An 18586-nucleotide genomic window follows, 5' to 3' on the forward strand; every position below is an offset into this window, starting at 1 on the left:
TCCCTCAGCCTAGGAAGGTTCCGGCACCGGCCCACTCCAGGGCGGCCGTGGGGAGCACTCCCAGGAGCAAGGTCACGGCGACGCCGAGCGTGATCGCCACCGTGGTCATCGGGCCGGGGAGGCTGACGGTTGGACCGTCGGGCGCGGGATCCGAGAAGTACATGAGCACGATCACGCGCAGGTAGAAGAACGCCGCGATGGCGCTGCAGACCAGACCGACGATGACCAGCGGCGCCATCCCGTCGCCGAGACCGGCCGAGAACACCGCGAACTTCGCGGTGAACCCGCTGGTCAGCGGCACGCCGGCGAGCGCGAGGAGGCAGAACGAGAGGGCCGCCGCGACCACCGGGGAGCGCTGCGCCAGGCCCGCGTACCCCGAGAGGTGACCGGCCTCGCCGTCGCCGGAGCGCACGAGCGAGACCAGGCCGAGGATCGCGATCGTCGTGAAGCCGTAGGCCAGCAGGTAGAACAGCGTGCCGGAGAGTCCGGCCGGGGTGATCGCGAGGCAGCCGATCAGCAGGAAGCCGGCGTGGGCCACCGAGGAGTAGGCCACCATGCGCTTGAGATCGGTCTGCGTGATCCCGAGCACCGTGCCGATCACCATCGACGCGATCGCCACCGCCCACAGCACCCCGCGCCACTCCAGCGCGGTCGTCCCGAACGCCACCGTGAACACGCGCAGGATCGCGCCGAATGCGGCGACCTTGGTGCAGGCGGCCATGAAGGCGGTCACGGCCGTCGGGGCGCCCTGGTAGACGTCGGGGGTCCAGGTGTGGAACGGCCCCACCGAGGCCTTGAACATCAGGCCGACCACGAGGAGCGCGAGCCCGCCGAAGAGCAGGGTGTCCGAGCGCAGCGGGCCGGCCGCGGCCGCGGCGATGTCGGAGAGCCGCACGGAGCCGGCGTAGCCGTAGAGCAGGGCGACGCCGTAGATGAAGAACGCGGACGCGAACGCGCCGAGCAGGAAGTACTTGACCGCCGACTCCTGCGACAGCAGGCGGCGGCGCCGGGCGAGCCCGCACAGCAGGTACAGCGGCAGGCTCAGCACCTCGAGGGCCACGAACATCGTGATGAGGTCGTTCGCGGAGCAGAACGCGAGCATGCCCAGCAGGGCGAAGAGCACGAACGGGAAGACCTCGGTGTGCATCTCCGGCGCGGGCCCGCCCTCGGCGGCGCCGGTGCCGCCCCGGGAGCCGCCCGTTCCCGGGCGCCCGGTGTCGGACCCGCCGCCGGCCAGCGCCCCGACCCGGTCGCGGGCCGCGGCGAGCGCCTCGGGGTCGGGCAGGAACACCCCGCCCGGCTCGATCGAGCGGTCGGCCAGCAGCAGGACCGAGGGGATCGCCAGCGCGAGCAGCGTGCCCCACAGGAACAGGCTCGGCGCGTCGACCGACAGCGCCCCGGCCAGCACGACGACGTCCGTCGCCCCGCTCGTCGCGCGCAGGATCACCGCGCCGAGCGCGAGGACCACGACGACGAGGGTGAAGACGAGCTGGAGCGGGCGCCGGCGGTGGTGCGGGAGGACGGTCTCGATCAGCACCGAGACGATCGCGCCCACGAAGAGGATCAGCAGCGGCGCGAGGGCCGCGTAGTCGACGCCGAGGGCGGCGGCGGAGATCTGGCTGGGGACACCCATCAGCGGGCCACTCCGTTCGGGCCGACCGGGTCGGCGACGCCGACCTCGCTCATCGTGGCGGAGACCGCCGGGTTGATGACGTCGAGCAGGGGCTGCGGGAAGAACCCGAGCAGGAAGATCAGCAGCACCAGCGGGGCCAGCACGCCGATCTCCCGGCCGGAGAGGTCACCGAAGCGCGCCCGGCGCGTCGCATCCGGCGGGTCGGTGTCGACGGTGTCGGAGAAGCCGGGACCGCCCGCGAGCGCCCGCGCCGTGGCCGCGCCCGGGCCGCCGCCGACGACGGCCTCGCCGCGCAGCGGGCCGGTCATCGTGCGCTGGTAGACCCAGAGCACGTAGAGCGCGGCGAAGATGATCCCGACGGTGGCGATCACGGTGTAGACCGGCTCGCGCGGCCAGGAGCCGATGAGCACCAGGAACTCGGAGACGAACGAGTTGGTGCCCGGCAGCGACAGCGTGGTCAGACCGGCGACGAGGAAGAGACCGGCGAGCACCGGCGCGATCTTCCCGACGCCGCCGTAGTCGGCGATCTGCGTCGACCCGCCGCGCGCGGCGAGCATGCCGACGACGAGGAAGAGCATCGCCGTCGAGATACCGTGGTTGACCATGTAGAGCGCCGACCCCGCGACCGCCTGCTGCGAGAACGCGAAGATCCCCAGCCCGATGAAGCCGAAGTGGGCGATCGAGGTGTAGGAGACGAAGCGCTTCATGTCGGTCTGCATCGCGGCGAGCAGCGCGCCGTAGAGCACGCCGATCACCGACAGCACGAGCACGAGCGGCGCGAGGGTCTGCGAGGCCAGCGGGAACAGCGGCAGGCAGTAGCGCAGGAACCCGAAGACGCCGACCTTGTCGAGGACGCCGACCAGGATCACGCCACCACCGATCGGGGCCTGGGCACCGGCGTCGGGCAGCCACGTGTGCAGCGGCACCAGCGGCGCCTTGATCGCGAAGGCGGCGAAGAACCCCAGGAACAGGAAGATCTGGGTGGACTCCGGCAGCTGGGCCGCGAGCCGCTGCAGCTCCGCCCAGTCGAACGTGGCCGCCCCGAGCCGGGTGCCGCTCGCGACGTAGATCCCGATCACCGAGCCGAGCATGATCAGCCCGCCGAGGAACGAGTACAGGAAGAACTTCACCGCCGCGTACTGCCGCCGGGCCCCGCCGAAGCGCCCGATGATGAAGTACATCGGGACGAGCATGACCTCGAACATCACGTAGAACACGAAGACGTCCGTGGCGGCGAACAGGGCCACGAGCACGCCCTGCAGCGACAGCATCAGCGCGACGAAGCCGCCCGCGCCGCGGGGCTCGCCGTCGGGACCGTCGGGGAACCGCTCCGCCGCCTGCGTGAACGACGTGTACGCGATGACGATCGGGACGAGGACCGCCAGCAGCGCGATCATCGCGAGCGCGATGCCGTCGAGCCCCAGCGAGAACGACACCCCGAAGGCCGGGATCCACTCCACCGAGGACTCGCCCTGGAACCGCGTCGGTGCGCTCGGGTCGAACAGACCCCACACGACGGCGACCAGCACCAGCTCGACGAGGGACACCGCGAAGCCCAGCGACTTCGCCGACGCGTCGCGGCCGCCCTTGACCAGGGCGCCGCAGACCGCCGCCCCCAGCAGGGGCAGCAGGACGAGGACGATCACGAGGGCGCTCACGGCAGAGCCACCGCCAGCAACGCCGCGACCAGCACGAGCGAGCCTCCCAGCATCGTCAGCGCGTACGAGCGCACGAATCCGGTCTGGGCGCGCCGAGCCCGGCCCGACGCCCCACCGAGCAGGGCGGCGGTGCCGTTGACGGCCCCGTCCACCCCGCGGTTGTCGAGGTAGACCAGCGCGCGGGAGAGCCAGATGCCCGGCCGCGCGACGAGTCCCTCGTTGATCGCGTTCGCGTAGAGGTCGGCCCGCGCGGCGCGGACCGGCAGCGCCACCTTCTGCGGGCGCTCCACCGGGACCGGCTTCCGGCCGACCGTCAGGTAGGCGATGCCGGCGCCGAGCAGCATGAGCACCGAGGCGATGCCGGGGACGAGTCCCGTCGGGATGACGGCCTCCTCGACCTCGCGCAGCGGGCCGATCGAGGGCTCGAGCCAGCCGCCGAGGCGCTCCCCGATGACGAGGAACGCACCGGCGCCGACCGAGCCGATCGCCAGCACGATCATCGGCACCGTCATCGAGGCGGGCGACTCGTGCGGGTGGTACGACGAGCCGTGCCCCGGCTCCGGGTGCTGCGGGGCGGCCTCGCTCTCGAGCGACGGGTCCCACGGGGCCGCGCGCGGGGTGAGCTGACGCCACCGCTCCGGCCCGAAGAACGTCATGAGCATCAGCCGCGTCATGTAGAAGGCGGTCAGCCCGGCCGCGAGCAGCGCCGCGCCGCCGAGCAGCCACCCGCGCACGGGCGGCCCGCCGAGGGCGGCCTCGATGATGAGGTCCTTCGAGTAGAAGCCCGAGAGGAACGGGAAGCCGATGAGGGCCAGGTAGCCCAGGGTGAAGGTCGCGAACGTGATCGGCATGTGCCGCCACAGCCCGCCGAACCGGCGCATGTCGGTCTCGTCGGCCATCCCGTGCATCACCGATCCGGCTCCGAGGAAGAGCCCGGCCTTGAAGAAGCCGTGGGTGAGCAGGTGGGCGAGACCGGCCGCGTAGCCGATCGGGCCGAGCCCGACGGCGAGCATCATGTAGCCGATCTGGCTCACCGTGGAGTATGCCAGCACCTTCTTGATGTCGTCGTAGGCGCAGCCCACGATCGCGCCGATGAGCAGCGTGATCGCGCCGACGATGGTGACCACGAGCTGGCCGGTCGGCGTCAGGTCGTAGATCGGGTGCGTCCGCGCGACCAGGTAGACGCCGGCCGTCACCATCGTGGCGGCGTGGATGAGGGCCGAGACCGGGGTCGGGCCCTCCATGGCGTCGGGGAGCCAGGCCTGCAGCGGGAACTGACCCGACTTGCCGCAGGCCCCGAGCAGGAGCAGCAGCGCGACCGCGGTGATCGCGCCCGGGGAGAGCTCCCCGGCGCGAGCGAAGACCTCGGTGTACTGCGTGGTGCCCAGCTGCGCGAACAGGATGAAGATCGCGAGTGCGAGCCCGACGTCACCGACCCGGTTCATCAGGAAGGCCTTCTTCGCCGCGGACGCCGCGAGCGGGCGCTGCACGTAGAAGCCGATGAGCAGGTAGGACGCGAGACCCACGCCCTCCCAGCCGAGATAGAGGGTGAGGAACCCGTTGCCGAGGACCAGCACGAGCATCGACGCGACGAACAGGTTGAGCATCGCGAAGAACTTGCGCCGGTTCTCGTCGTGCGCCATGTAGCCCACCGAGTAGATGTGGATCAGCGATCCGACACCGGTGATGAGCAGGACGAACGTCAGCGACAGCGGGTCCAGCCGCAGCCCGAACTCCACCGACAGCGAGCCGGAGGCGAACCACTCGTAGAGCGGCAGCTCGCGCACCCGCTCCTCGCCGGGCAGGGCGAGGGCGGACACGAACAGCACGACGCCGTAGACGAACGAGGCCAGCACCGTCGCGGTGCCGAGCAGGTGTCCCCAGCGGTCGGTGCGCCGACCGCCGAGGAAGAGCACCGCGGCGCCCAGGGCCGGCAGCGCGACCAGGAGCCAGGCGGCGGAGCCTGCTCCCGTCGCGGGGCCCACGGGGGGCAGCTCGGTGAGCATCTGCGTAGTCACTGAGCTCCCGTCAGTACTTGAGGAGGTTCGCGTCGTCGACCGAGGCGGTCCGGCGCGTGCGGAAGATGGCCATGATGATCGAGAGCCCGACGACGACCTCGGCCGCGGCGACGACGATGACGAACAGGGCCATGACCTGCCCGTCGAGGTTGCCGTTGATCCGGGAGAAGGTCACCAGCGAGAGGTTCGTGGCGTTGAGCATGAGCTCGACGCACATGAACACGACGATCGCGTTGCGCCGGACCAGCACGCCGACCGTGCCGATCGCGAACAGCAGGGCGGAGAGCAGCAGGTAGTTCGTGGGGCTCACGCCTGGCTCCCTGTGACGTGGTGTCCGTGGTCGGTGTGCGCCGACGCGTCGTGCTCGTCGCCGGCGTGCGCCAGCTCGGTCTGGTGGCCGAGGCGCTCGCGGGCGGTCGCCTCGATGATCTCGGAGAGCGACTCGGGGGCCACGGAGCCGTCCGGCAGCAGCGCCGGGGTGGCGACCGAGTCCGCCGTCGCGAACACGCCGGGACCGGAGCGGGAGCCGTACTTCTCCAGCGGACCCTGCAGCCGGGCGACGACCCGCTCGCGCTGGCTCGCGGTCTGCCGCTTCGCCCGGCCCGCGAAGGTGTAGACGACGGCGCCGAGCGTGCCGACCACGATCAGCGCCGAGGCGAGCTCGAGGGCGGCGACGTAGCGGGTGAACACCAGCAGACCGATGCCGCCGGTGTTCTGGGTGGGCAGCGTGGAGCCGACCACGCTCGCCGTCACCGACCGGGCGACCGCGCTGACGAGCAGGCCGGCGATGCCGACGCCGAGGATCGCGGCCGCCACGCGCTGCCCGCGCAGCACCTCGACCACCGAGTCCGAGGCGTCCCGGCCGACCATCATCAGCACGAAGACGAACAGCATCATGATCGCGCCGGTGTAGACGATGATCTGGGTGAACCCCAGGAACGGCGCCGACTGGACCATGTAGAGGAAGCCGAGCGAGAGCATCGTCAGCACGAGCCACAGGGCGGAGTGCACGGCGTTGCGGGCGAACACCATGCCGAGGCCGCCGGCGAGGGCGATCGGGCCGAGGATCCAGAACCCGATGGCCTCGCCGATCGAGGTGGTCATCGCTTCTCCTCCGGGGCCTTCCCGACGAGGGCCGCGCCCGGCAGGGCATTCGCCCCGGCGCGGTTGTCGGTGTCGAGATCGTCGGCCCCGGCCTGGTCGCGGCCGCGCCGCGCCATCTCCGGGCCCTGCACGTAGTAGTCCTGCTCGTCGTCCCCGAGGCGCATGGGGTGCGGCGGCTGCTCCATGCCGGGCAGCAGCGGCGCCAGCAGCATGTCCTTGGTGTAGATCAGGTCCTGGCGGTCGTCGTCGGCGAGCTCGTACTCGTTCGTCATCGTCAGCGACCGCGTGGGGCACGCCTCGATGCAGAGCCCGCAGCCGATGCAGCGCAGGTAGTTGATCTGGTAGATCGCGCCGTAGCGCTCCCCCGGTGAGTAGCGCGCCTCGGGCGTGTTGTCGCCGCCCTCGACGTAGATGGCGTCGGCGGGGCAGGCCCACGCGCACAGCTCGCAGCCGACGCACTTCTCGAGGCCGTCCGGGTGCCGGTTGAGCTGGTGGCGGCCGTGGTAGCGCGGCGCGGTCACCTTCTTGACCAGCGGGTACTCCTCGGTGACCACCTTCTTGAACATCGTCGAGAAGGTGACGCCGAAGCCGGCGATGCCGTCGAACATGCCCATCAGGCGTCCTCCTTCTGACCCGTGCCCACGGCGGCCGTCTCCTGGGACGTGCCGGACGGGCCCGACGACACCGCCCGGCGGCGGCGCGGCGGGCTCGGGGGCACGGCCAGGTCGAGCGGTGGCACGGGGTAGTTCCCGACGACGGGGGGCGCGGCGGCGTCCTCGTCCTCCTCGGACGCGCGGTCGGGCAGCAGGAACGCGACCACGATCGCGACGACGAGCACGACCGCGCCGATCATCAACACCACCGGCGCCGAGATCGTGCCGAACTCGTTGCGCAGCACCCGCAGGACGGCGATCGCGATCAGCCACACGAGGCTGACCGGGATGAGCACCTTCCAGCCGAGGCGCATGAACTGGTCGTAGCGCTGCCGGGGCAGCGTGCCGCGCAGCCAGATGTAGACGAAGAGGAACACGAACATCTTCGAGATGAACCAGACGACCGGGAGCCAGCCCTCGTTGACCCCGGGGATCAGCGAGAGGGGCCACGGGGCCATCCAGCCGCCGAGGAACAGCGTGGTGGCCACCGCGGAGAGGGTGACCATGTTGACGTACTCGGCGAGGAAGAAGAGCGCGAACTTCAGCGACGAGTACTCGGTGTGGAACCCGCCGACCAGCTCGGACTCGGCCTCGGGGAGGTCGAACGGCGCCCGGTTCGTCTCGCCGACCATCGAGATCGCGAAGACGATGAAGCTGACCGGCAGGAGCCAGACGTACCAGCCGTTCTGCTGCGCGGAGACGATGTCGGCGGTGGACAGCGAGCCCGCGTACAGCACCACGCCGATGATCGAGATGCCGAGCGCCAGCTCGTAGGAGATGACCTGCGCGGCGCTGCGGAGGCTGCCGAGCAGCGGGTACGGCGACCCGGACGCCCAGCCGGCGAGGACGATGCCGTAGACGCCGATCGAGGAGCAGGCGAGCACGACGAGGATGCCGACCGGGAGGTCGGCGACCTGCAGCGCCGTCCGGTGCCCGAAGATCGAGACCTCGGGGCCGAGCGGGATCACGGCGAACGCGACGAAGGCCGGGATCGTCGAGATCACCGGCGCGATGAAGAAGACCGCCTTGTCCGCGAGGACCGGCCGGATGTCCTCCTTGAACGCCAGCTTGAGCCCGTCCGCAAGGGACTGGAGCAGGCCGAACGGGCCGTTCCAGTTCGGGCCCGGCCGCTGCTGCATGCGCCCGACGACCTTGCGCTCCAGCCAGATCATGAACAGCGTCATGAACACCAGCAGCGCGAAGACGGCGACGACCTTGATGATCGTCAGCCAGAGCGGGTCGTCCGCGATCAGCGCCTGCGTGTACCCGGGGGTCCCGGGCGGGGGGAGCGGGTTCACTGCGGGTCTCCGTTCCCGACGGCAGGTGTGGCCACCTCGACGAGGTCCCCGTGGCGCAGCCCGAGGCCGGCCAGGGTGACCACGCCGCCGGCGACCGGGACGTGCGAGGGCGCCCACACCGTGTCGGCCGGCAGGTCGGCGAACTCCACGACGAGGTCGAACGCGTCGGCGAGCCGGGCGGACCCGCCGGCGACGAGGCCGAGGCGCCCGGCGGTCTCCGGGGCGACCCGCAGGCGGGCCGGCCGGGCCGTACCGGGCAGGTCGTTCTCCTCGGCCAGCAGGGCGCCGCCGTCGATCAGCTGGCGCCACGTGGCGAGCCGGACGCGGCCCCCACCTCCCTGTGGCAGCACACCGTCGTTGCTGTCATCGGATGACAGCAACGACGCTCCGCTGTCATCGGAGGGGGGCGCGCTCGGCCGGGTCGCCGGGGTCGACGGCGTGACCGCCGCGGTGCCCAGCTCGGCGAGCTCCGCCGCCGCGGCCTGCGGGGTCTGGGTGAACAGGTCGACGTCCATCTCGACGGCCAACGAGTCGAGCACCCGGCAGTCCGGCAGCGTCACCGCGGCCGTGCCACCGACGCGCCCGGAGCCGCCCTGGCCGGGGTCGATCGTCGTCGCGAAGGGCCGGTCGCGGCCCTCCCAGTTGCGGTAGGTGCCGCTGCGGTTGACCGCGGGGGCCACCGGCAGTACCACGTCCGCGTGCTCGGAGACCTCGGAGAGCACCTGCTCCAGCGAGATCACCACGTCGGCCTCGGCGAGCGCGGCGCGGGCGAGCTCCGGGTCGGGGAGGTCGGCGAGCTCCACGCCGCCGACGACCAGACCGGCCAGGGCCCCGTCGCGCGCAGCGGAGAGGATGGCGGTGAGGTCGCGGCCCGGCTCGGCGGGCAGCGTCGGGACGCCCCAGACCTCGGCGACCGCCTCGCGGGCGTCCGCGTCGTCGACGCGACGTGCGCCCGGCAGCAGCGTCGGCAGCGCACCGGCGTCCACGCCGCCGCGCTCCCCGGCCCGCCGCGGCACCCAGGCGATCCGGGCGCCGGTACGGGCGCCGAGCTCGCTGACCGCGGTCAGCAGGCCGGGCACCTCCGCGGCCCGCTCGCCGACCAGGACGACGGCGCCCGGCTCGGCCAGCGCGGTCGCGAGGTCGTCGGGCAGGTCGGTCAGGGCCGCGGCCTCCGCGCCGGGCACGGCGCCCAGCAGGTGGCCGCCGGTCTTCGCGACGGCGGGCGTGGTCCAGCTGCCGACGTGCACCACGCGGGTGCCGTGGCGGGACGCCTTGCGCAGCCGCAGGAAGACGATCGGCGACTCCTCCTCGGGGTCGAACGCCACGCACAGCACGGTGCGGGCGGCCTCGAGGTGGGCGTAGGAGACGTGGCTCGGCGCGACGCCCGCGACGTGGCCCGCGAGGAAGTCCAGCTCCTCGTCGGAGTGCGCGCGGGCCCGCTGGTCGACGTCGTTGGTACGCAGCGCCAGGCGCGCGAACTTCGCGTAGGCGTAGGCGTCCTCGACGGTCAGGCGGCCGCCGGGCAGCACGCCGACGCCCTGCTTCGGCGACAGGTCGACGCCGTCCTCACCGGTCCGCGCGGCGCCGCCGCCGTCGCGGGCGGCGGTGAGCAGCGCGGCAGCCCGCTCGAGCGCGTCCACCCAGGAGACCGGGACGAGCACGCCGTCCTCCCGCACCATCGGCTGCAGCACCCGCTGCGGCGAGGTCGGGTAGCGGAACGCGAACCGGCCCTTGTCGCAGAGCCACTCCTCGTTGACGGTCGGCTCCTCGCCGGCCAGCACGCGGGTGACCCCGCCGCGGCGCCAGTCGCGCCGCGTCGAGCAGCCCGAGGCGCAGTGCTCGCACTGACCCGGCGTCGAGACCAGGTCGAACGGCCGCGAGCGGAACCGGTAGGAGGCGCTGGTGAGCGCCCCGACCGGGCAGATCTGGATCGTGTTGCCGGAGAAGTAGGACTGGAACTCCTCGCCCTCGCCCCAGGCCGTCTCCTCGGTGCCGATCTGCTGGTGCGCGCCGCGCTCGAGGAGCTCGATGAACGGGTCACCGGCGATCTGGTCGGAGAACCGGGTGCAGCGCTGGCAGAGCACGCAACGCTCGCGGTCGAGCAGCACCTCGTCGGAGATCGGCAAGGGCTTCTCGAAGGTCCGCTTGTGCTCGTGGAACCGCGACTCGGCGCGTCCCGAGGACATGGCCTGGTTCTGCAGGGGGCACTCGCCGCCCTTGTCGCAGATCGGGCAGTCCAGCGGGTGGTTGATCAGCAGCAGCTCCATGACGCCCTGCTGCGCCTTGTCGGCGACGGCCGAGGTCACCTGCGTCTTCACCACCATGCCGTCGGCGACGGTCATGGTGCAGCTGGCCTGCGGCTTCGGCATGGGCCGACCGCCCATCTCCACCTCGACCAGGCACTGGCGGCACGCGCCGGCGGGCTCGAGGAGGGGGTGGTCGCAGAACCGCGGCACGACGATGCCGAGGCGCTCGCAGGTCCGGATGAGGATCTCGCCCTTCGGCGCGTCGACGGTCGCGCCGTCGATCGTCAGCCGGACGTGACCCTCGGGGACCGGGGGCGCCTCCTGCTCGGGGGCCTGTGTCATCTCAGTGCGCTCCGGCGAGAACTCGGTCCGAGGACGCCTGCTGGCTCGCGCAGAGGTCCAGGAACTCCTGGCGGAAGTACTTGATGCCGCTGGTGATCGGCGAGACGGCGCCGTCGCCCAGGGCGCAGAACGAGCGGCCGAGGACGTTCGAGCAGACGTCGAGGAGGGTGTCGATGTCCTCCTCGGTGCCCTGCCCGTCGTTCATCCGGCGGAGGATCCCGGCGAGCCAGTAGTTGCCCTCGCGGCACGGCGTGCACTTGCCGCAGGACTCGTGCTCGTAGAACTCCGTCCACTTCATGACCGCCCACGGGACGCTGACCGTCTCGTTGAAGATCATGACGGCGGTGGTGCCGAGCATCGAGCCGGCCTCGGCGGCGCCCTCGAAGTCCAGCGGGACGTCGAGGTGCTCGGCGGTGAACAGCGGTGTGGACGAGCCACCCGGCGTCCAGAACTTCAGCGGGATGCCGTCCTTCATGCCGCCGGCCATCTCGAGGAGCTCGCGCAGCGTGGTGCCCAGCGGCGCCTCGTACTGGCCGGGGCGCTCGACGTGCCCGGACAGCGAGTAGATCTTCGGCCCGGGCGAGCGCTCGCGGCCCATCGTCCGGAACCAGTCCTTGCCGCCCGCGACGATGGACGGGACGGTCGCGATGGTCTCGACGTTGTTGACCACCGTCGGCGCCGCGTAGAGACCGGCCGTCGCCGGGAACGGCGGCTTGAGCCGCGGCTGGCCGCGCCGGCCCTCCAGCGAGTCGAGCAGCGCGGTCTCCTCGCCGCAGATGTACGCGCCGGCGCCGGCGTGGACCACGATGTCGAGGTCGAAGCCGCTGCCGTGGATGTCCTGGCCGAGGTGGCCCGCCTCGTAGGCCTCCTTGACCGCGTGGTGCAGGCGCCGGATGGCGTGGACGATCTCGCCGCGGATGTAGATCGCGCAGAAGTTCGCGCGGATCGCGTAGGCCGTGATGATGCAGCCCTCGATGAGGCTGTGCGGGTCGGCCATCATCAGCGGGGTGTCCTTGCAGGTCCCCGGTTCGCCCTCGTCGGCGTTGATGACGAGGTACTTCGGCTTGAACTGCGGGGCGTCCTTCGTGGCCTCGGTCGGCTCCTCGCCCGGCTTGGGCTGCGGGATGAAGCTCCACTTCATGCCCGTCGGGAAGCCCGCGCCGCCGCGGCCGCGCAGCCCCGAGTCCTTCACCAGCGACACGATGTCCGCCGGGGCCATGGCGAACGCCTGGCGCATCGCCTCGTAGCCGCCGAGCTCGGCGTAGTGGCGCAGGGTCCACGACTCGGGCAGGAGCCAGCGTCGGGTGAGAACCGGCGTCAGCGGGTCCGGTCGGTACTCCTCCGGCTCGCTCATGACGCACCTCCCGGGAGTTCGGTGGCTTCGGTCGGACGGTCGGGCGACGCGTCGGGCATGGGCGGCGCGGTCCAGCCGCGCTCCTCGGCGAGCCGCGCGCCGCGCAGCGTGGCGTCGTCGGCGCTGGGGCCGGCGTTGGCCTCGGCCCCGCCGACCTCGGGATCGTCGAAGAAGCCGGCGAGCAGCAGCTCGATGCGGCGGAAGTCGGTCAGCGGGGCGCCTCGGGTCGGGTGCGGCTTCTCGCCCCGCTGCAGGGCGTCGATGATCCCGAGCGCCGTGTCCACGGTCTGCCGGTCGTAGAACTCGTAGTTCACGGTGAGCACCGGCGCGAGGTCACAGGCGGCGAGGCACTCGGCGTGCTCGATCGTCAGGCTGCCGGGGGTGCCCGGCTCGCCCGCGGTCTGCTCGTGGCCGATGCCGCCGAGGCGCTCGCGCACCGCGGCGTAGATGTCGTCGCCGCCCAGCGCCGCGCACAGCGTGTTGGTGCAGACGCTGACCAGGTGCTCGCCGACCGGCTCGCGCTTGTACATCGTGTAGAACGTCGCGACCGCCGAGACCTCGGCGGGCGTGACGTCGAGGACCTCGGCGCAGAACGCCACCCCGGCCCGGCTGACGTGCCCCTCGACGTACTGCACGAGGTGCAGCAGCGGGAGCAGCGCCGAGCGCGGCTCCGGGTAGCGCATGACGATGGCCGCGGCCCGCTCGCGCTGGCCGTCGAACACCGAGGTGTCGACCTCGTTGACCGTGCTCGTCATCGGTCGCAGCCCCCCATCACCGGGTCGAGACTCGCGAGCGCCGCGATGACGTCGGAGAGCAGGCCGCCCTCGCACATCGCGGGCGCCGCCTGGAGGTTGACGAAGCTGGGCTCGCGCAGGTGCACGCGCAGCGGACGGGTGCCGCCGTCGGAGACCAGGTGGGCGCCGAGCTCGCCGCGGGGCGACTCGATCGGCACGTACGCCTGCCCCGGCGGGACCTTGAAGCCCTCGGTGACCAGTTTGAAGTGGTGGATCAGGGACTCCATCGACTGCCCCATGATCTGGCGGACGTGCTCGAGCGAGTTCCCCAGGCCGTCGGCCCCGATGGACAGCTTCGCCGGCCACGCGATCTTCGCGTCGCCGACCATCACCGGTCCGGGCTCGAGGGCCTCGACGCACTGCCGGATGATCCGCAGCGACTGGTGCATCTCCTCGACGCGCAGCTTGTAGCGCGCGAAGGAGTCGGCGGCCGTCTCGGTCGGGACCTCGAAGTCGTACTGCTCGTAGCCGAGGTAGGGCTCGACCTTGCGCAGGTCCCACGCGAGGCCCGCGGACCGCAGGATCGGGCCGGTCACCCCGAGGGACAGACAGCCGTCCAGCGGGAGGTAGCCGACGCCGACGAGGCGCTGCTGCCAGATCGCGTTGCCGGTGAGCAGCTGGTGGAAGCCGGGCAGGCGCGAGTCCATGACGTCGCAGAATTCGAGGATGCGCTTCTCCGCGCCCTCCGGGAGGTCCTGGACGACGCCGCCGGGCCGGATGAACGCGTGGTTCATCCGCAGACCGGTGAGGAACTCGAGCAGGTGCAGGACCTCCTCACGCTCCCGGAACCCGTTGGTCATGCCGGTGAGCGCGCCGAGCTCCATGCCGCCGGTGGCGAGCGCGACGAGGTGCGAGCCGATCCGGTTGATCTCCATCAGGAGCACCCGGATCACCTGCGCGCGCGTCGGCACCTCGACCCCGAGCAGCCGCTCGACCGACATGCAGTACGCGGCCTCGGTGAACAGCGGCGAGAGGTAGTCCGCGCGCGTCACGAACGTGACGCCCTGGGTCCAGGTGCGGTACTCGCAGTTCTTCTCGATGCCGGTGTGCAGGTAGCCGATGACCAGCCGCACGTCGGTCACGGTCTCGCCGGAGACCTCCATGACCAGGCGCAGCACGCCGTGCGTCGAGGGGTGCTGCGGCCCCATGTTGATGACGATGCGCTCGTCGCCGGAGGACTCGTCGACCAGCTCGTCCCAGTCGCCGCCGGTGACGGTGTAGACGGTCCCCTCGGTGGTCTCGCGGGAACTCGCGGCGTAGGGGTCGGTGACGGTGTCGTCGAGGTCGGTCACGTGTACGCCCTCCGCTGGTCGGGCGGCGGGATCTCGGCGCCCTTGTACTCGACCGGGATGCCGCCCAGCGGGTAGCTCTTGAGCTGGGGGTGGCCGTTCCAGTCGTCCGGCATGAGGATCCGGGTCAGGCTCGGGTGGCCGTCGAAGACGATCCCGAACATGTCCCAGGTCTCGCGCTCGTGCCAGTCCGCCGTCGGGAAGACCGGCACGAGCGAGGGGCAGCGCGCGTCGTCGACGTCGAGGCAGACCTCGAGCCGCAGCCGCCGCCGGTAGGTCATGGACAGCAGCTGCACCACGACGTGCAGCTGCTGCGGCACGTCCTCGCCGTAGTCCACCCCGGACACCCCGGAGCAGAACTCGAAGCGCAGCGCCTGGTCGTCGCGCAGCGTCCGCGCGAGCGGTGGCAGGTGCTCGCGGGCGACGTACCAGGTCATCTCGCCGCGGTCGACGGTCACCTGCGGCACCGCCTCGTCGAACGCGACGAGACCCGCCTCCTCGAGGGCCGCCGCGGTCTCGTCGACGACCTCGTCGAACCAGCCGCCGTAGGGCCGCTCGGCCGGCGCCGGGGCGTAGGCCGGGAGGCGCAGGCCGCCGAAGCCGGAGGTGTCGCCCGAGCCGTGGATGCCGAACATGCCCTCGCGGCTGCGGCCGGTCACCGTCGGCGCGTGCGGGCGGTGCTGCTCGACCGGCGAGAACGCGACGGCGCCGCGCTCGCTGTACTCGGATCCGCCGGCCGTGGCGCCGGTCGGGCCGGACGCCCCGCCGGTCCCCGTCGGAGGAACATGGGGCTGCTTCGATGCGTCGTTGCCATCCGCCACGACTACTCCCGCCCGTACTTCGTCGACGACGGCAGCAGCTCGAGCGTCTCGCCCTGCGCCCGCCGCTCGGCGGCCAGCTGCGCCCGGACCGGGCCCAGCGGCTCGTGCTGGATCTTCTGGTGCAGCTTGAGGATCGCGTCGATGAGCATCTCCGGCCGCGGCGGGCAGCCGGGCAGGTACATGTCGACGGGCACGACGTGGTCGACGCCCTGCACCACGGCGTAGTTGTTGAACATGCCCCCGGAGGAGGCGCAGACACCCATCGCGAGCACCCAGCGCGGCTCGGCCATCTGGTCGTAGATCTGGCGCAGGACCGGCGCCATCTTGTTGGTCACCCGGCCCGCCACGATCATCAGGTCGGCCTGCCGCGGGCTGGGGCGGAACACCTCCATGCCGAAGCGACCGAGGTCGTAGCGCGGGGCGCCCGACGTCATCATCTCGATCGCGCAGCAGGCCAGACCGAAGGTGGCCGGCCACAGCGACGCCTTGCGGGTCCAGTTCACCAGCCCCTCGACGCTGGCGAGCAGGATGCCGTTCGGCAGCTTCTCCTCGAGTCCCATCTGGCGACCTCCTAGCTCCAGTCCAGCCCGCCGCGACGCCACTCGTAGGCGTACGCGATGAGGATCGGCACGAGGAACACGAGCACGGCGGTGAGGCCGAACAGTCCGAGCGCGTCGATGTTGAGGACGTACGGGTACAGGAACACGAGCTCGACGTCGAAGAGGATGAACATCATCGCCGTCAGGTAGTAGGCGACCGGCACGCGGCCGCCGCCCACGACCGGCTGCGGCGACGGCTCGATGCCGCACTCGTAGCTGTCGAGCTTGGCGCGGTTGTAGCGACGCGGGCCGATGTAGGGCGCCGCGGTCACGGAGAACACGGCGAACCCACCGGCGAGCACAAACATGACGATGAGGGGGACGTACGCGGTGAGTCCCGTGCTGCCCGGCATCCGGGGGAACCTCCAGCTCTCGTGACCTGCTCGGTGGTCCGGGACACCGCTCGTCCGGTGTCCGGGGTCACCCCCGGCGAATGGACGCGACCCTACGGAGGGACGGCCGCACGCCAGGGGGTGAGGGTGGCCTTAGTCCGGCCCGACGGGGCCGGTCATGCGGCGTTCTCCTTCCCGACGACGGGTCGGGTCGGCGTGATCCGTCGGGTCGTCCCCGGCGCGGCCTCCGGCAGCGCCGGCGTGAGCCGCAACAGCACCTCGAGCACGCGGTCCGAGGCGTCGCCGTCGCGGCGGTCGTGCAGGTTGGCGAGCAGTTTCAGCAGGAACGCCATGACCCGCCGCCGGGGCAGGCCGTGGCGCGCCGTCGTGCGCACCAGCCAGGGGTGGCGCAGCGCGTGCGCGAAGCGGTTCCCCAGGCGGTAGTAGCTGGCGAACTCGGCCCGCACGGCCTCCGGGTAGCCCGCGAGCGCACGTTCCCGCGAGGGCCCCTCGGGCCGGGCGAGGGCCTGCACCACGGCCTCGGCGGCCAGCGCCGCCGACTGCATCGCGTAGGCGATGCCCTCGCCGTTGAACGAGTTGACCATGCCACCGGCGTCGCCGACGAGCAGCAGCCCGTCGGCGTAGACCGGTGTGCGGTTGAACCCCATCGGCAGCGCCGCGCCGCCGATCTCGTTGACCGCCGTCTCCTCGCGCAGGTCCCACTCGGGGGGCAGCGAGTCGCACCACGCGCGCAGCGTGGCGCGGTAGTTCGCGCCGGCGGCGGCGTTGGTCCGGTCGAGGATGCCGAGCCCGACGTTCGCCGTCCCGTCGCCCATCCCGAACACCCAGCCGTAGCCGGGCAGCAGGCCACCGCGGCCGTCGGTCAGCTCGAGGTGGGTCTCGAGGTAGTCGTCCGTGCTCTTCGGGCTCGTGTGGTAGCGGCGAACGGCGACCCCGAGCGGGCGGTCGTCGCGCTTGGCGATCCCACGGGAGAGCGCCGTCCGGGCGCCCACCCCGTCGCACGCGATCACCAGCGGCGCCCGGTAGGTGACCGGCTCGCGCTCCGGTCCGCGCCGGGCCTCGACCCCGACGACGCGGCCGGTGCGCTCGTCGGTGATCGCGCCGGAGACCGACGTCTGCTCCTGCACGCGCGCCCCGGCCGCCCGGGCGTGGTCGGCGAGCAGCTGGTCGAAGTCGCGGCGCGGCCGGACCATGCCGTAGGGCGGGAAGCTCGTCAGGTCGGGCCAGTCGAGGTCGACCGACATCCCCGCGCCGTAGACCCGCAGGCCCTTGTTGTGCAGCCATCCCGCCTCGGGCCGGGTGTCGATCCCGAGGTCGATCAGCTGCTTGACCGCGCGCGGCGTGAGCCCGTCGCCGCACACCTTCTCCCGGGGGAAGGTGGCCTTCTCCAGCACCAGGACGTCCAGCCCGGCGCGGGCGAGGTGCGTCGCGGCGGTGGCGCCGGCGGGTCCGGCGCCGACCACGAGCACGTCGGCCGCGCAGTCGTCACCCCCGACACGACGCCGGGTGCGCTCGTGGTGGTGAGCGGACACCGTGGGACACCCCTTGTGAAATCGTTCACTAGCTCCGGGCGGGCACGAGTGTAGGCATGTTGCGTGCGACACGCCCGCTGGGAGGGGGTTTGAGTTCCGTCCGGACGGGAATCTCCCGCGCCGCCTGCGTCACGCGGGGGGGCGGCCGGGCGCGACCGTGCTGTGAGCGGGGTCGGCCGCGCGGGTCAGCGGACGGCGGTGTGCAGGGCGACGATGCCGCCCGTGAGGTCGCGCCAGCTGACCGCCTGCCACCCGGCGGCGGTGATGCGCCGGGCCAGCGCGGGCTGGTCGGGCCAGGCCCGGATCGACTCCGCGAGGTAGACGTAGGCGTCCGGGTTCGAGCTGACCGCCCGCGCGACGCGGGGCAGCGCCCGCATCAGGTAGTCGGTGTAGACCCGCCGGAACGGCGACCAGGTCGGGGTGGAGAACTCGCAGATCGCGAGCGTCCCGCCCGGCCGCGTCACCCGCGCGAACTCGGCGAGGGCCGCGTCGGGCTCGACGACGTTGCGCAGCCCGAACGACATCACCACGGCGTCCACGGACGCGTCCGGCAGCGGGAGCCGCATCGCGTCGGCGGCGAGGTAGGGCACGACGCCCGCGTGCTTGGCGCGACCGGCCTGCAGCATGCCGAGCGAGAAGTCCGCGGCCAGGCAGGTGGCGCCGGTGCGGGCGAGCTCGACGGTGGACACCCCGGTCCCGGCCGCGATGTCGAGCACCACGTCGCCCGGGCCGATCGTCAGCGCCTCGCGGGTGGCCCGCCGCCAGGCGCGGTCGCGCCCGAAGGAAAGCACGGTGTTGGTGACGTCGTAGCGCGCCGCGACGCCGTCGAACATGCGCGCGACGGCGGAGGGGTCGCGGTCGAGCCCGGCGCGGGTGGACGTCACGGGATCGA

The 18586-nt window shown here is 72.2% G+C and carries 16 protein-coding genes; all 16 read right to left on the reverse strand.

The window, feature by feature from the left end; genetic code table 11:
* Positions 1–4: 4 nt before the first annotated feature.
* The gene (gene nuoN, locus ACQPYX_RS27710; protein WP_433800486.1) at positions 5–1633 is read right to left on the reverse strand and encodes an NADH-quinone oxidoreductase subunit NuoN; all 1629 of its coding nucleotides are present in this window, start codon (positions 1631–1633) and stop codon (positions 5–7) included.
* The gene (locus ACQPYX_RS27715) at positions 1633–3291 is read right to left on the reverse strand and encodes an NADH-quinone oxidoreductase subunit M (RefSeq protein ID WP_433800487.1); all 1659 of its coding nucleotides are present in this window, start codon (positions 3289–3291) and stop codon (positions 1633–1635) included. Before ACQPYX_RS27715 ends, nuoN begins: the two co-directional genes overlap by 1 nt.
* Complete coding sequence (gene nuoL / locus ACQPYX_RS27720) at positions 3288–5297, reverse strand: NADH-quinone oxidoreductase subunit L (protein ID WP_433803817.1); 2010 nt, start codon at positions 5295–5297, stop codon at positions 3288–3290. The genes ACQPYX_RS27715 and nuoL overlap by 4 nt, the downstream gene beginning before the upstream one ends.
* 22 nt (positions 5298–5319) lie before the next feature.
* The gene (gene nuoK, locus ACQPYX_RS27725; protein ID WP_179795351.1) at positions 5320–5619 is read right to left on the reverse strand and encodes an NADH-quinone oxidoreductase subunit NuoK; all 300 of its coding nucleotides are present in this window, start codon (positions 5617–5619) and stop codon (positions 5320–5322) included.
* A complete protein-coding gene (locus ACQPYX_RS27730; protein ID WP_433800488.1) occupies positions 5616–6413 on the reverse strand; it encodes an NADH-quinone oxidoreductase subunit J in 798 nt (265 codons plus the stop codon). The genes nuoK and ACQPYX_RS27730 overlap by 4 nt, the downstream gene beginning before the upstream one ends.
* A complete protein-coding gene (gene nuoI, locus ACQPYX_RS27735; protein ID WP_433800489.1) occupies positions 6410–7027 on the reverse strand; it encodes an NADH-quinone oxidoreductase subunit NuoI in 618 nt (205 codons plus the stop codon). Before nuoI ends, ACQPYX_RS27730 begins: the two co-directional genes overlap by 4 nt.
* Positions 7027–8364 carry an NADH-quinone oxidoreductase subunit NuoH gene (nuoH, locus tag ACQPYX_RS27740; RefSeq protein WP_433800490.1) on the reverse strand — a complete coding sequence of 446 codons (1338 nt, stop codon included), beginning with the start codon at positions 8362–8364 and terminating at the stop codon, positions 7027–7029. The genes nuoI and nuoH overlap by 1 nt, the downstream gene beginning before the upstream one ends.
* Positions 8361–10952: an NADH-quinone oxidoreductase subunit G gene (locus tag ACQPYX_RS27745; RefSeq protein WP_433800491.1), complete on the reverse strand. Its 2592-nt coding sequence runs from the start codon at positions 10950–10952 to the stop codon at positions 8361–8363. The genes nuoH and ACQPYX_RS27745 overlap by 4 nt, the downstream gene beginning before the upstream one ends.
* 1 nt (position 10953) lies before the next feature.
* Entirely contained in the window at positions 10954–12306 is a 1353-nt protein-coding gene (gene nuoF, locus ACQPYX_RS27750; RefSeq protein WP_433800492.1) for an NADH-quinone oxidoreductase subunit NuoF, read from the reverse strand.
* A complete protein-coding gene (gene nuoE, locus ACQPYX_RS27755) occupies positions 12303–13061 on the reverse strand; it encodes an NADH-quinone oxidoreductase subunit NuoE (RefSeq protein WP_433800493.1) in 759 nt (252 codons plus the stop codon). Before nuoE ends, nuoF begins: the two co-directional genes overlap by 4 nt.
* The gene (locus ACQPYX_RS27760) at positions 13058–14392 is read right to left on the reverse strand and encodes an NADH-quinone oxidoreductase subunit D (protein ID WP_433800494.1); all 1335 of its coding nucleotides are present in this window, start codon (positions 14390–14392) and stop codon (positions 13058–13060) included. The genes nuoE and ACQPYX_RS27760 overlap by 4 nt, the downstream gene beginning before the upstream one ends.
* Entirely contained in the window at positions 14389–15024 is a 636-nt protein-coding gene (locus tag ACQPYX_RS27765) for an NADH-quinone oxidoreductase subunit C (protein WP_433803818.1), read from the reverse strand. The genes ACQPYX_RS27760 and ACQPYX_RS27765 overlap by 4 nt, the downstream gene beginning before the upstream one ends.
* Positions 15025–15212: 188 nt before the next feature.
* On the reverse strand, positions 15213–15770 hold the full coding sequence (locus ACQPYX_RS27770) for a NuoB/complex I 20 kDa subunit family protein (protein ID WP_433800495.1): 558 nt from the start codon (positions 15768–15770) through the stop codon (positions 15213–15215).
* An 11-nt stretch (positions 15771–15781) separates the two neighbouring features.
* Positions 15782–16162, reverse strand: a complete 381-nt coding sequence (locus ACQPYX_RS27775; RefSeq protein ID WP_433800496.1) for an NADH-quinone oxidoreductase subunit A — start codon at positions 16160–16162, stop codon at positions 15782–15784.
* 155 nt (positions 16163–16317) lie between these two features.
* A complete protein-coding gene (locus ACQPYX_RS27780; RefSeq protein ID WP_433800497.1) occupies positions 16318–17694 on the reverse strand; it encodes a geranylgeranyl reductase family protein in 1377 nt (458 codons plus the stop codon).
* A gap of 185 nt (positions 17695–17879) precedes the next feature.
* Positions 17880–18578 carry a demethylmenaquinone methyltransferase gene (locus ACQPYX_RS27785; protein ID WP_433800498.1) on the reverse strand — a complete coding sequence of 233 codons (699 nt, stop codon included), beginning with the start codon at positions 18576–18578 and terminating at the stop codon, positions 17880–17882.
* Positions 18579–18586: the final 8 nt, after the last annotated feature.

The organism is Actinomycetospora sp. CA-084318, assembly GCF_050955885.1.
Taxonomy (GTDB): domain Bacteria; phylum Actinomycetota; class Actinomycetes; order Mycobacteriales; family Pseudonocardiaceae; genus Actinomycetospora.